The organism is Mycobacterium sp., from assembly GCF_049647605.1.
GTDB lineage: Bacteria > Actinomycetota > Actinomycetes > Mycobacteriales > Mycobacteriaceae > Mycobacterium.
The window spans coordinates 15308-29057 of sequence record NZ_JBARXZ010000026.1 but is presented as its reverse complement, the minus strand read 5'-3'; the positions used below and the strand labels follow the sequence as shown (position 1 = coordinate 29057).

The 13750-nt window shown below is 67.3% G+C and carries 12 protein-coding genes and 1 pseudogene; 12 read left to right on the top strand and 1 reads right to left on the bottom strand.

Features of this window, described 5'->3' with window-relative positions; all coding sequences use genetic code 11:
- From mltG to WBB07_RS03780, 3 genes are all read left to right on the top strand, one after another.
- Positions 1 to 1178: endolytic transglycosylase MltG (gene mltG, locus WBB07_RS03790; protein WP_526304922.1), on the top strand; the 1178-nt coding region annotated here is incomplete at its 5' end.
- The gene (locus WBB07_RS03785) at positions 1153 to 1977 is read left to right on the top strand and encodes a shikimate dehydrogenase (protein ID WP_526304920.1); all 825 of its coding nucleotides are present in this window, start codon (positions 1153 to 1155) and stop codon (positions 1975 to 1977) included. The genes mltG and WBB07_RS03785, both read left to right, overlap by 26 nt.
- A 9-nt stretch (positions 1978 to 1986) precedes the next feature.
- On the top strand, positions 1987 to 2397 hold the full coding sequence (locus tag WBB07_RS03780) for a prepilin peptidase (protein ID WP_526304918.1): 411 nt from the start codon (positions 1987 to 1989) through the stop codon (positions 2395 to 2397).
- Here WBB07_RS03780 and WBB07_RS03775 read toward each other — a convergent pair.
- Entirely contained in the window at positions 2387 to 3808 is a 1422-nt protein-coding gene (locus tag WBB07_RS03775; protein WP_526304916.1) for an MFS transporter, read from the bottom strand. The two genes, WBB07_RS03780 and WBB07_RS03775, sit on opposite strands and share 11 nt — an antisense overlap.
- A 76-nt stretch (positions 3809 to 3884) precedes the next feature.
- Between WBB07_RS03775 and aroC the strand changes: the two genes are divergently transcribed.
- The 9 genes and pseudogenes from aroC to WBB07_RS03730 all read left to right on the top strand — a co-directional run bounded on the left by aroC (position 3885) and on the right by WBB07_RS03730 (position 13737).
- Positions 3885 to 5102 carry a chorismate synthase gene (aroC, locus tag WBB07_RS03770; RefSeq protein WP_526304914.1) on the top strand — a complete coding sequence of 406 codons (1218 nt, stop codon included), beginning with the start codon at positions 3885 to 3887 and terminating at the stop codon, positions 5100 to 5102.
- 3 nt (positions 5103 to 5105) lie between these two features.
- Positions 5106 to 5618, top strand: a pseudogene (locus WBB07_RS03765) (shikimate kinase); the annotation flags it as partial.
- A 163-nt stretch (positions 5619 to 5781) separates the two neighbouring features.
- Entirely contained in the window at positions 5782 to 6864 is a 1083-nt protein-coding gene (gene aroB / locus WBB07_RS03760; RefSeq protein WP_526304912.1) for a 3-dehydroquinate synthase, read from the top strand.
- A 451-nt stretch (positions 6865 to 7315) separates the two neighbouring features.
- Positions 7316 to 8902 carry an ABC transporter substrate-binding protein gene (locus tag WBB07_RS03755; protein ID WP_526304910.1) on the top strand — a complete coding sequence of 529 codons (1587 nt, stop codon included), beginning with the start codon at positions 7316 to 7318 and terminating at the stop codon, positions 8900 to 8902.
- Positions 8895 to 9938, top strand: coding sequence for an ABC transporter permease (locus tag WBB07_RS03750; RefSeq protein ID WP_526304908.1), 1044 nt, complete (start codon positions 8895 to 8897; stop codon positions 9936 to 9938). Before WBB07_RS03755 ends, WBB07_RS03750 begins: the two co-directional genes overlap by 8 nt.
- 1 nt (position 9939) lies before the next feature.
- The gene (locus WBB07_RS03745; RefSeq protein ID WP_526304906.1) at positions 9940 to 10818 is read left to right on the top strand and encodes an ABC transporter permease; all 879 of its coding nucleotides are present in this window, start codon (positions 9940 to 9942) and stop codon (positions 10816 to 10818) included.
- Positions 10815 to 11606, top strand: coding sequence for an ATP-binding cassette domain-containing protein (locus WBB07_RS03740; protein WP_526304904.1), 792 nt, complete (start codon positions 10815 to 10817; stop codon positions 11604 to 11606). The genes WBB07_RS03745 and WBB07_RS03740 overlap by 4 nt, the downstream gene beginning before the upstream one ends.
- Positions 11603 to 12373 carry an ABC transporter ATP-binding protein gene (locus WBB07_RS03735; RefSeq protein ID WP_526304902.1) on the top strand — a complete coding sequence of 257 codons (771 nt, stop codon included), beginning with the start codon at positions 11603 to 11605 and terminating at the stop codon, positions 12371 to 12373. Before WBB07_RS03740 ends, WBB07_RS03735 begins: the two co-directional genes overlap by 4 nt.
- A 53-nt stretch (positions 12374 to 12426) precedes the next feature.
- On the top strand, positions 12427 to 13737 hold the full coding sequence (locus WBB07_RS03730; protein WP_526304900.1) for an NtaA/DmoA family FMN-dependent monooxygenase: 1311 nt from the start codon (positions 12427 to 12429) through the stop codon (positions 13735 to 13737).
- Positions 13738 to 13750: the final 13 nt, after the last annotated feature.

Genomic DNA, 13750 nt, shown 5'->3' with positions numbered 1-13750 from the left:
CCCGTGCCGGGCGGATCCGGGCCGAACGGGCCCGACGGCGGCGGCGCCTGACCGCCGTGCTCGCGGTCACCGTGCTGATCGGTGTTGTCGTCGGCACCGTATTCCTCGGTTCCCGTCTCTGGTCCTCGATGTTCGGCACCCCGTCGGACTTCACCGGTGACGGCGTCAGCGATGTCGTGATCGAGGTCAGCGAAGGCGATTCCACCACCGCGATCGGGCAGACGTTGTTCGACGCCGACGTGGTGGCCACCGTGCAGGGATTTGTCGACGCGGCTGCGGGCAATCCCGCGATACAGGCCATCCAACCCGGCTTCTACAGCGTGCGCACCGAGATTCCCGCCGCCTCGGCGGTGGCGAAGCTGACCGATCCGGCCAGCCGGGTCGGCAAGCTGACCATTCCCGAGGGTCGGCAACTCGACGACATGGTCGACGTGCGGACCAACGCCGTCACCCCGGGGGTTCTTTCGATGATCTCCGAGGCCACCTGTACGGATCTGGACGGTCAGCGGTCCTGCGTGTCCATCGACGACCTGCGCAACGCCGCCTCCACGGACAGTCTGGAAACCCTGCAGGTGCCGGTGTGGGCGGTTGAACCCGTCACCGCGATGGGCACCGACCACCGGCGGCTCGAGGGGCTGATCGCCGCAGGCACCTGGAATGTGGACCCGTCCGCCCAGCCCGGCGAGATCCTCGGATCGCTGATCTCGGCCAGCGGCGCGCGTTACGAGGCCAGTGGCTTGCTGGCCACCGCCGCGGCGATGAACATCTCGCCGTACGACGTGCTGGTGGTGAGCTCACTGGTGCAGCGGGAGGCGCTGCCGCACGACTTCCCGAAGGTCGCGCGGGTGATCTACAACCGGCTGGCCGCAAATCGCAAGCTCGAGTTCGACTCCACGGTGAACTACTCGCTGGACCGCCAGGAGATCGCCACCACCGATGAGGACCGGGCGCGGGTGACACCGTGGAACACCTATGCCTCGCTGGGCCTGCCCGCCACGCCGATCTGTTCCCCGAGCGCCACGGCGCTGGCCGCCGCCGAGCATCCCGAACCGGGGGACTGGCTGTACTTCGTCACCATCGACATGCAGGGCACCACCCTGTTCACCCGTGAGTACGAGGACCATCTGGCCGCCATCGAGATCGCCCGCCGCAATGGCGTCCTGGACAGTGCCCGATAGGCCCCCGGTGCGGAAGGCAGCAGTACTGGGGCAGCCGATCGCTCATTCGCGATCCCCGCAGCTGCACCTGGCCGCCTACCGCGCCCTCGGATTGATCGACTGGACCTACGAACGCATCGAATGCAGCGCCGCGGACCTGCCCCCGCTGGTCGATTCCCTGGGGCCGGAATGGGTGGGGCTGTCGGTGACGATGCCCGGTAAGTTCGCCGCCCTGCGCCACGCGACAGAACACACCCAGCGTGCGGAGTTGGTCGGCTCGGCGAACACGCTGGTGCGGACCACCGCGGGCTGGCGCGCCGACAACACCGATGTCGACGGGGTGGCCGGGGCGATCGGCGAACCCGTCGCCGGTCGGGCCGTGCTGCTGGGTTCCGGCGGCACCGCGCCCGCCGCGCTGGTGGGCCTGGCCCAGCTCGGCGCCGGGCATGTGACGGTGGCGGCCCGCGATCCCGAGAAAGCCTCTCGGCTGCTGGAACTGGCGACGGCAGTCGGTATCGACGCCTCCTACAGCCCACTCGACGGCGACGCACTGGCCCGGCAGGTGAGCCGGGCGGCGGTGGTGGTCAGCACCATCCCCGCCGATGCGGCCGCGGGCCTGGCCACTGCGATGGCCGGCGCGCCGCTGCTGCTCGACGCGATCTACGAACCCTGGCCGACACCGCTGGCCCAGGCTGTCAGCGCTGCCGGTGGGCGGGTGGTCGGCGGGTTGCAGATGCTGCTGCACCAGGCCTTCGCGCAGGTCGAACAATTCACAGGCCGGCCGGCTCCGCGAGCACAGATGGCGGCCGTGCTGGATTAGCGTGCCGCCATGGCACAGCTGGCGGCGGGCGCGGTTCTGGCGGTGTGGTTGACCGCGTTGAGCATCATCGACATCCGCCGGCAACGGTTACCCAACGCGGTGACGCTGCCGGGTGCGGTCATCATCCTGGTGGTCGCAGTCTTCGGCGGCCACGGCGCAGCGGCGCTCACCGGTGCCGCAGCATTGGGCGGCCTGTACCTGGTTGCGTTCCTGATCGGTGGCATGGGCGCCGGTGACGTGAAGCTGGCGCTGGGGCTGGGGGCGCTGACCGGAGTGTTCGGTACCGCGGCCTGGCTGCTCGCCGCGCTGGCGGCGCCGCTGCTGACGATCCTTTGGAGTGTGGTGTCCCGGGCCCGGGTGGTGCCGCACGGGCCGTCGATGTGTCTGGCGACCGCGCTGTCGGTGCTTGTCAGCCTGTGACGCGCCGACCGGGGCGGCGGCCCGAGACCGCGCCCAGGACAACGAGGATGGCAAGCAGCCAGAGCCCGGCGTTGACGGCCATGGCCGCCACGAAGCCGTGCTCGTTGGGCACCGGACCGCTGACCAGCGACAGCACGGTGATGCCGACGGCGCTACCCACCGAGAAACCGATGTAGCGCAGCACCTGATTGAAGGCCAGCGCGCTGGAAGTCTCCGCCGTCGGCACCGCCCGGACCAGCAACACCGGCAGGGTGGCGAAGGTGCTTCCGCTGCCGAGGCCGGCCAGCGCCATCGACAGCAGGGCCTGCCACACATGGTCATGGGCGAACATCAGCTGGACCGTCGAGAGCAGATAGATGGCGCACCCCACCGGCAGGACCCGGCTGGGATCCACGCGGCGGCCCACCCACAGCGAGATCCGCGAACCCAACACACTCATCACCGAGTACGGCACCAGCATCAGCCCGGCGATCGCCACCGGTTGGCCCAGACCCCACCCGGCCGGGGTCTGTACCTGCACCAGCACCATCAGCAGCGTCAGACCCATGTACATGCCCGCACCGGCCAGCAGTGCGGTGATGTTGGGTGCGGCCGCCGCCCCGCCGAACGCCAGCCGCAGGTCGACCAGGGGATCGGGGTGGCACAGGGTCAGCCGCAGCCAGAGCGCCGACGCCAGCCCGCCGAGCACAAACAAGCCGAGCGTCCGCCCGTCGGTCCAGCCCCAGGTGGTGGTCTGACTGATCCCGAGCAGCAGCGCCGATGTCGCCACTGCCAGCAGCAGCGCCTCCGAGGTCCGGACCCGCGGCGCCGGAACCGGCGCGGCGCAGGGCAATTCGCGCCAGGTCAGCACCAGGGTGGCGGTGGTCAGGACGGTGCCGAACCAGAACGCCGCCGCGACCCCGCCCAGCTGAGCCACCACCGCCGTCAGCGGGTAGCCCAGCCCCGCCCCGACAATCGTGCCCACCGACAGCGCCGCCATCACCGGACCGATCCGTTCCGGGCTGAGGATCTCGCGGGCCACCGCCATGGCCAACGGTGCCAGGCCCAACGCCATGCCCTGACCGACGCGGCCCGCGATCAGCAGGCCGAGGGCCAGATCATCGGAGATGTCCGCCAGAGCGGGAGCCATCGCCGCCAGCACCGTGCCCGCCACCACCAGCAGCAGACCTCCGAGTACCACCGGTCTGCGCCGGGCGCCGACCGCAAAGCGACCCATCAGTGGGGTGGCGACGGCCCCGGCCAGCATCGAGGCGGTCAGCGTCCACTGGGCGGCGCCCAGGGAGACGCCGAGTTCGACGGCGATCGTGGGTACCAGTGGCGCGCCGAGGCTACTGACCACGCCCGTGACCGTGGTGAGCAGAATCAAGGTGGGGATCAGCAGCCGCGACTGGGGGTGGTCGGCGGCTGTCATCGGATAGAGATCCTAACCATCTTGTCCCGGATCGCCGATTACCTGTTGGGGAAACCGCCATGGGAAGATGGGACACGTGTTGCGTTGGACCACTGCCGGTGAATCTCATGGTCGTGCGTTGGTTGCTGTGATCGAGGGGATGGTCGCCGGTGTCCAGGTGACCTCCGAGGACATTGCCGACCAACTCGCCCGTCGTCGACTCGGGTATGGGCGTGGCGCGCGGATGAAATTCGAGAAAGATCAGGTCAGCGTCCTGGCCGGGGTCCGGCACGGCAGCACGCTGGGTGGCCCCATCGCCGTCGAGATCGGCAACACCGAATGGCCGAAATGGGAAACCGTGATGGCCTCGGACCCGGTCACCGAAGAGCAGCTCGCTGCCGACGGAGCCGCCCGCAACGCGCCCCTGACCCGGCCGCGACCCGGCCACGCCGACTACGCGGGCATGCTCAAATACGGTTTCGACGACGCTCGCCCCGTGCTGGAGCGCGCCAGCGCCCGCGAGACGGCCGCCCGCGTCGCTGCGGGCACTGTGGCCCGTGAATTCCTGCGCCAGGCACTCGGTGTCGAGGTGGTCTCACACGTCATCTCCATCGGCGCCTCCGAGCCCTACGCGGGCCCGCCGCCGGAAGTCGACGATCTGCAGAAGATCGACGACAGCCCGGTGCGGGCATTCGACAAGGCAGCCGAGACATCGATGATCGCCGAGATCGAAGCCGCCAAGAAGGACGGTGACACCCTCGGTGGCATCGTCGAGGTGGTGGTGCGTGGCCTTCCCATCGGACTGGGCTCGTTCACCAGCGGAGACAACCGTCTCGACGGCCAGTTGGCGGCCGCGGTGATGGGAATTCAGGCCATCAAGGGTGTTGAGATCGGCGACGGTTTCGAGACCGCCCGCCGCCGCGGCAGCCAGGCACACGACGAGATGTTCCCCGGCCCGGACGGTGTGATCCGCTCCACCAACCGTGCCGGTGGCCTCGAAGGCGGGATGACCAATGGTCAGCCGCTGCGGGTGCGCGCGGCGATGAAGCCGATCTCCACGGTGCCGCGGGCACTGGCCACCGTCGACATGGCCACCGGTGACGAGGCAGTGGCCATCCATCAGCGTTCCGATGTGTGCGCGGTTCCCGCCGCGGGCGTGGTGGCCGAGACGATGGTGGCGCTGGTGCTGGCGCGTGCGGTGCTGGACAAGTTCGGCGGCGATTCACTGCCTGAGACCCGGCGCAATGTGGAGTCGTACCTGCAGGCTGTGGCCGACCAGGAACCGACAAACGAACCGGCAACGGCGTCCGGGTAGACCATGGCTCCCAAAGCTGTTCTGGTGGGTATGCCCGGATCGGGCAAGTCGACCATCGGTCGGCGCCTCGCCAAGGCGATGGGGGTGCCGCTGCTGGACACCGATGTCAAGATCGTCGAGACCTCGGGCCGCACCATCGCCGAGATCTTCGAGACCGACGGTGAGCCGGGTTTCCGGCGCATCGAGGAAGACGTCATCCGGGCGGCCCTGCAGGAACACGACGGCATCCTGTCTCTCGGTGGCGGTGCGGTCACATCGCCCGGCGTGCGTGAGGCACTTGCAGGGCATACCGTTGTCTTCCTGGAAATCGGTGCCGCCGAAGGTATTCGGCGTACCACCAGCGGAGCCGTGCGACCGCTGCTGGCCGGGGGAGATGCCGCGGAGAAGTACCGCAAGCTGATGTCGGAACGGGTTCCGCTGTACCGGCGGGTGGCCACCATGCGGATCAACACCAACCGCCGCAATCCCGGCGCGGTGGTGCGGTATCTGGTGACGCGGTTGGAGAACCCGAACCCCAAGCCGTCCCGGCGCCGGCGCCGTCCCCCATGGCGGTTGTCACCGAACCCGCCGCGCTGTGACCGTTCCCCGGCCGAAGACAGCTCACCGCCCGACCAGACCGAAACACCCCCCACCCCAGCCACTCCCGCCGCACTGGCGGCGCGACGCGCGGAGGCACGCAATGACTGAGAACAACCCGGTGGTCGTCGAGGTGGCGGTGGACCCGCCGTATCCCGTCGTGATCGGCACCGGACTGCTCGGCGAACTGGCCGAGCAGGTCAGCGGCGCCAGCAAGGTGGCAATCCTGCACCAGCCGACGCTCACCCAGACGGCCGAATCTATTCGGAGTCATCTGGTGGACAACGGGGTCGATGCGCACCGGGTCGAGATTCCGGACGCCGAGGCGGGCAAGGACCTGCCGGTGGTGGGCTTCATCTGGGATGTGCTGGGCCGGATCGGAGTTGGCCGCCAGGACATCATCGTGAGCCTGGGCGGCGGCGCGGCCACCGACGTGGCGGGTTTCGCCGCGGCCACCTGGCTGCGCGGTGTCTCGGTGGTCCACGTGCCGACCACCCTGCTGGGCATGGTCGACGCCGCGGTGGGTGGTAAGACCGGGATCAACACCGAAGCGGGTAAGAACCTCGTCGGGTCGTTCCATCAGCCCAAAGCGGTGCTCGTCGACCTGGCCACGCTGCAGACGCTGCCGCGCAACGAGTTGGTGGCGGGGATGGCCGAGATCGTCAAAGCCGGTTTCATCGCCGATCCGGTGATCCTGGACCTCATCGAGGCCGATCCCGAGATCGCGGTGGACCCGTCGAAAGACGTTCTACCCGAATTGATCCGGCGCTCGATCGCAGTGAAGGCCGAAGTGGTGGCCGCTGACGAAAAGGAATCGGCGCTGCGCGAGATCCTCAACTACGGCCACACTCTGGCCCACGCCATCGAGCGGCGGGAGCGCTACCGCTGGCGCCACGGCGCCGCAGTCTCGGTGGGCCTGGTGTTCGCCGCCGAACTGGGCCGGTTGGCCGGCCGGCTCGACGACGCGACCGCCGCCCGGCACCGCAGCGTCTTGCAGCTGCTGGGTCTGCCGGTGAGCTACGACGCCGACGCCCTGCCGCAGCTGCTGGAGTACATGGCCGGGGACAAGAAGACCCGCGCCGGGGTGCTGCGCTTTGTGGTGCTCGACGGGCTGGCCAAACCCGGTCGCCTCGAGGGCCCGGATCCGGCGCTGCTGGCCGCGGCCTACTCCGAGCTGACGGCCTGAGTAACAGGCCCCGCGCCACCGTCCGCCGGGTCTTCACCGGCGGACGGTAGACGTTCGGTTCAGTCGGCGTTCGTCTCAAGCGATGCCGTCGACGTTCACCTCGTGGCGATTTTTTATCTGGTCCCATCGGCGGATGTCGACGATCCTTCTGTGGTGTCGGTGACCGGGTCTTGCCTCCGTTGGATCCGGTTGCGTGAGTCGGCACGCAGGTCACCAGTGGGCCGTGGCGCCGTACCCGATGCGTGTCATCGGCGATCCTCGAATGCCTTGGGAACCAAGGTAAGCGGAACACAAGCAGGCCGCGTCACGGTTTGAGCTGACCGTAACCGGCCGCGGATGCAGTGTTGGCCGCGTAACGGTGTTGACTCCCAGGCGTTTCGACGTCTCATCTGTGTTTTCTCGTTCTGTCGTCTGACGACAAATCCGTCTCGAACAGGAGTATCGATCTGTGATGAACATCTCGCTGCCTTGGGTGATCCGCAGGATCGCGGTGATGGCCTGCGCCGGGCTGGTGGTCAGTGGCTGCTCGGGCAGTTCAGTTGAAAGTGCTTCCAGTGGAGACACTTTCGTCTACGCCGGAAGTAGCGACTTCATTCAGGAGTGGGACCCCGCCACGTTCTACAACAACGAGGACGTCGTCCTGGACAACATCTACGAAACGCTGACGACGTACAACGGCGAAACCGGCAAGATCGATCCGCTGCTGGCCACCCGGTGGTCGAGTACTCCTGACGCCTTGACGTGGACATTCGAACTGCGACCAGGGGTCAAGTTCCATTCCGGCCGCGAACTGGACTCCACGGCGGTCAAGGAATCGATCGAGCGCACCAAAGAGATCGGCAGGGCCGCCTCGTATGAGTGGGATGCGGTCGAATCCATCGACACCCCGAACCCGCACCAAGTGGTGTTTCATCTGTCCGAACCGGTGCCGCTCGACGTGCACGCGGCATCCGGCTTCAGTGCCCACATCTACGACGTGACCGCCCACGACGGAGACCTGGCGACCTGGTTCAGTGAGGGCCACGACGCCGGCACCGGGCCCTACACCGTGACATCGTTCGACAAGGGCGGCGAGACAGAGGTCACCCTGGCTCGTTTCGACGACTACTGGGCAGGCTGGGAGGACGGCCAGTTCGATAAGGTCCGGTACAAGAAGGTTCCCACCGAAACCACGGCCTACCAGTTGTTGCGTTCGGGGGAAGTCGATTTCGTCAAAGAGGTGTCCGCGCCGCTGTTCAAGGAGGCCTCGGCAGATCCCGATCAGGTTCAGGCGATCGCAAATTCGAGCTACCAGAACCAGTACATCTCGCTGAACACCCAACAGGGCCCATTCCAGGACGTCCGTGTCCGCCAAGCCGTGTTTTCCGCCCTGGATGCCGCCGAACTCCAAAAGGTGCTGGGCGAGGCAGCCGTGCCGGCCAGTGGGCTGGTACCCGAAGGGTTGTTCGGCTACCAACCCGGCCTGGAGCTGAAGAAAGATCTGGACCGCTCGCGCCGGCTGCTGGCCGAGGCCGGGTACGGGCCCGGAGGCACACCACTGACGCTCACCTTGCTCGGCAACCCGAGTGAACCGTTCGACAGCGCAGTGGCGACCCTGCTGAACAGCTCGCTGTCCGAGTTGGGTGTCAAGCTGGACAGCAGCTTCCTGGAAACTGCTGCGTTGACCGAGAAGTCGCGATCCACGGGCCGTCGGCCCGACATCACCCTGAACAGCTGGTGGACCATCTATCCCGACGCTTCGAGTTGGTACATCGACCTGGTGCGCAGCAGCGACGAGATCGTCTACAACTACTCCGGCCTGCGCGACCCCGAGATCGACGCCGAAATCGACAGGATCCCGGCTCTGAGCGCCACCGACCCCGACGCACTGGGCGCCGTGTACGCAACGCTGGCCCAGCAGGTGACCGTCGATCAGGCCGCGGTGGCCGCAACAGTGGTCAAGCGCCCGCTGCGCCTGTTGGCCCCGAGTATCCGGGGTTATGTCGACAATCCGGCCTACGCCAATGTCGCCTTCGTTCACCAGTTGCGCCGTGCGTGATCTCAACGAGAGGCCGCGCTGGGGCCGGCTGGTGGCCCGTCGCAGCGGCCACGCTGTCATCGTCGTGATGGGCGTGGTGTTCCTGTCCTTCCTCATGGTCCGGGTGCTACCCGGTGATCCGGCTGTGGTGTATGCCGGGACGCGGGCGTCAGCCGAACAACTCGCACAGGTGCGTGTCCAGCTGGGTTTGGACCAACCCGTGGTAGCCCAGTTCTGGCATTACGTCACGGCATTGGCGCAGGGGGACCTGGGCACCAGCCTGGCGACTCGGCGTCCCGTCGCCGAGGACCTGACGAAGGCGCTGCCGGCGTCGCTTGTGCTCACTCTGATCGCCCTCGGGGTCGGCGTACCGCTGGGCATCGCGGCCGGGGTGCTCTCCGCTCGTTTTCGGGGACGCCTGGCCGACCGCGCGATCAGAGCGATCTCGCTGCTGGCGGTAGCACTGCCGGTGTTCTGGCTGGCGGTCACGCTGCAGAACCTGTTCGCCTCGAAGCTGGGCTGGTTGCCCGCAGCCGGACAGGTCAGTCCTCGCCTTGCCGACGACCAGCAGCTGCCGGGGGTGTCCAACGCCGCGCTGGTCGACGCGTTGCTGGCCGGTAACCCGGTCATGGTCGGTGATGCGCTGCTGCATCTGGTCCTGCCCGCACTGGTGGTCGCGGCCTACCCGTTCGGGCTGCTCACCCAGATGATGCGCTCCTCGCTGATCGAACAACTGCAAGCGCCGTACGCCACCCTGGTGCGGGCCTACGGCGTGGGGGAGCAGCGCCTCATCCAGGGCTATGCGCTGCGCCCGGCGCTGACCCCGATCATCGGCATCGCCGGATTGGTGCTGGGGTCGACGCTGGTCGGAGCGGCGCTGGCCGAAGAGATCTTCAACTGGCCGGGGGTCGGCACCTACCTTGTGACCGCGATCCGGTCCCTGGACATCAACGCCGTCGTGGGCACCACGATCGTGGTCGGGGTGCTCTACGTCGTGGTCAACTTCATCTCGGATCTGTTGCAGGCCAAGGTCGATCCACGTGTGCGGGTGGAGTGACATGACAACACTGGCTGACGGTTCGCCGCTGCGGCGTAGCCCGCGTAAGCTCGCGGCGCTGCTGCGGTCGCGGCCGACGTTGAGCGCGGCGGTAGCGGGATTGTTGGTGCTGGCGCTTGTCGGGGTGGGGGCCGGATTTCTTGCGCCGTTCCCAGCGGACGGCACCTGGGCGACCCATCCGGACAACATCTTGCAGGCACCCGGCGCCCAGCACTGGTTCGGTACCGATCACCTGGGCCGCGACGTGCTGAGCCGAGTCATCTTCGGTGCCCGGACCTCACTGCTGATCGTGGTCGGAGTGCTGGTGCTGGCGGCGTTGGTGGGTGTGCTCCTGGGCACCGTGGCGGGCTACTACGGTGGCTGGGTAGGCTCGGCAGTTCTGCGTACTGCCGACGTATTCCTCGCCTTCCCAGCACTATTGCTCACCGTCGTGCTGGTGACGGTGCTGGGGGTCGGTTTGTGGACGGTGGTTGTCGCCGTCGCGGTCGCCTGGTGGCCATGGTATGCCCGATCGGCGGCGGCGATGGCCCGCACGATACGAACCCGCGGTTACGTCGACGCCGCCAGATGCCTTGGCCTGTCCGATCCTCGGATTCTGTTACGCCACGTGTTACCCAACACGATTCCCCCGGTGCTGGTGCAACTTTCGATCGATGCCGGGACGATCGTCGTCACCGTCGCGGCACTGTCCTACCTGGGTGTCGGTGTCCAAGAACCGACCAGTGAATGGGGTTTGATGATCCAGCAGGGACTGCAACACCTCAACGGCGCGTGGTGGATCGGCGTCTTTCCCGGCATCGCGGTGGTCCTGACCGCGTTGTGCCTGTTCACCCTGGGAGAGTCGATGCGGCAGAGTCTGGTCGAACGGGGCGGTTCGTGAGCACCGGTAACACGGCCCTGAGTATCCGCGAGCTCGGCGTCGCCTATAGCGGTGTCCGCCGGGCCCACGTTCCCGAGCTGGATCTCTCGCCAGGTCAGTGTGCGGCCGTGGTCGGGCAGAGCGGCTCCGGCAAGAGCACTGTGCTCCTGAGCAGTCTCGGCCTGGCCGGCCGCAACGCCCACGTCAGCGGCAGTGTGCAGATCTTCGGGCAGCAGATCGTGGGCACGCGATCCCGGCAGGCATCGCAGATCCGCGCCCGTGCCACCGGGCTGATCATGCAAACTCCGGTCGCCGCACTGAATCCCGTCATGCGGGTGGGCGACTTTGGGGCCAGGGTTCTGCGGGATCGTGGTGTCGAGCCCGGCAGCATCCCCGCTGCCTGGAAGGAGGGGATGCGCCGGGCTCGACTCGACGAGCGGTTCGCCGAGCGCTACCCCCACGAGCTGTCGGGTGGGCAGGGCCAGCGGGTGGCGATCGCGCTGGCGCTGGCCTCCGGAGCGCGACTGCTGTTCGCCGACGAGCCCACCAGCGCGCTGGACCTCACCCACCGCGTCGAGATCATCGAACTCCTGCGCTCCCTGCAGGACCAACACGACATCGCGCTTCTGCTGGTCACCCACGATCTGTCGCTGGTGCGGGCGTTGGCTGACCAGATCCTGGTCATGAGCGACGGTCGCGTCGTCGAACAGGGCAACGCCACCGACGTCCTGGCCAATCCACGCACCGTCGCCGGGCAGTCGCTGGTTGCTGCCGAGTTCCGGTTTCCGACAGGCAGGGTGCTGACGTGATCGAGCTGCACGATGTCACCGTCGAGACCAAGAACGGGCCCATTGTCGAAAAGATCTCCCTGACAGTGCAACCCGGCCAGCGCGTGGGGCTGATCGGGCAGAGTGGGTCCGGCAAGTCGACCATTGCGCGGGTGCTTCTGGGGCTTGTCGCCCCGACCCGTGGCGAGGTCCGATTTCATGGCACGGCACTTCCGAAGCTCGATCACGCTCAGCGACAAGAATTCCGCCGCACCATCCAGCCGGTGTTCCAAGACGGGTCCGAAACGCTCAACCCCCGCCGCAGTATCGCCGCCAGCATGCGGGAAGCGTTGAGGTGCTCGCCGCAACGGGCCGGCGGTTCGCCGCGCCCGGACGAGCTCCTGGTCTCCGTCGGTCTGGACCCGGTACTGCTGAAACGTTATCCCGCACAGCTTTCCGGAGGTCAGCGACAACGGGTGTCCATTGCTCGGGCACTGGCTGTGCAACCGGGCCTACTTGTTCTCGACGAGCCCACCAGTGCCCTGGACGGGGTCAGCCAGAATCTGGTCATCTCCACGCTGAACATGTTGTCAGCCGAGCGGGGACTGGGTTTTCTGCTGATCTCGCATGATCTGACCGTCGCCGAACGTCTCTGCGACAGCGCCCATGTCCTGCACGAGGGGCGGATCGTCGAGTCCGGAACCCGCCAGCAGATCCTGCACGATCCGGCCCACGATCAAACCCGAAACCTCAGGGACGCTGCGCGCCTCATCGCCGTCGCCCCGCCCCGAACGGAGCACATCAGTTGACTGCCGCAAACACTCCGATTCGTTTCGGAGTCTACGAACAAGCCTGCGTCGGCATGGGCTATGGCTCAGCCAATCTGTGGAAACACCCCGAAGACCGGCGCATCGATTCGCTGGGCTTCGACTTCTGGACCCGCTCGGCTCGCCAAATCGAGTCTGCTGGAATCGATTTTGTGTTCTTCGGCGACGTCCTGGCCGTCTATGAGGCCTATGAAGGATCGGCGCGCCCCTCGGTTCTCGGCGGTGTCGAACTCCCCGCACACGACCCGTTCAGTGTCGCCTCGGCGATGCTTGCGGTGACCGAACGGCTCGGCGTTGTCGTCACCGCGTCGACCACCTATGAACACCCGTTCTCCCTGGCGCGCCGATTCAGCACGCTCGATCACCTGTCGGGCGGTCGGATCGGCTGGAACATCGTCACCTCGTACCTGCCCAGGGCGGCACAGAACTTCGGTTTCACCACCGCGATACCTCACGACCAGCGGTATGACCGCGCCGAAGAGTTCCTCGAAGTCACCCGCAAACTGTGGGAGGACAGCTGGGACGACGATGCGTACGTCGGCGACCCGGCCACCGGGGTGTTCGCCCGGCCCGACGGGGTGCACACCATCGACCACGCCGGACCGCTGTATCCGGTACGTGGCCCGCACCTGTCGCCGCCCTCACCACAACGGTCCCCGGCGCTGTTCCAGGCAACCTGGTCCAAGCGCGGCCTGCAATTTGCGGCCAGGCACGCCGAGGTCGTCTTCGGGGGCAGCCAAAGTGCCGAGCTGATGCGCGAGGGCATCGACTTCACCCGTGAGGAGGCCGCTGAAGCCGGCCGCGACCCCAACACCCTGTCGTTCGCCGGAGCTTTCTCCTTTGTCACCGCCTCTACCCGGGCGGAGGTCGACCGCAAGGTTGCCGACCTGCAGCGCATCCACGAGAGCAGTACCGACGCGTTGGCCGCCAGTTACGGCGACTGGACCGGGGTGGATCTGGCGAAGTTCGCCTCCGACAACAAGATCAGCGGCAGCAGCGACCACACTCAGTCCGAATACCAGAACAAGGCCGCCGCGCATACCGCCGGTCAGGTGTGGAACGAGTTGCGGGACTTGGGAGGTGGGGAAGCCACCCATTTTGTCGGCACCCCAGATGATGTCGTCGACGCCATCGAAGGCTACGTGCACAGCACCGGCATCGATGCACTGGTGGTGCGACCGTTCCTGTTTCCCGGGACGGTCGACGACTTCGCCGAACACCTGGCCCCGCGGTTGCGCGACCGAGGCCTGCTCGCTGAACCCGTCAGCGCACCGCTGCGGTCGCGGTTCTCCGCCGACGGATCCGCGCGTCTCGGTACCGCACTGCCGCGCACTCGAACCCCGTGACACCGGGGCCGGT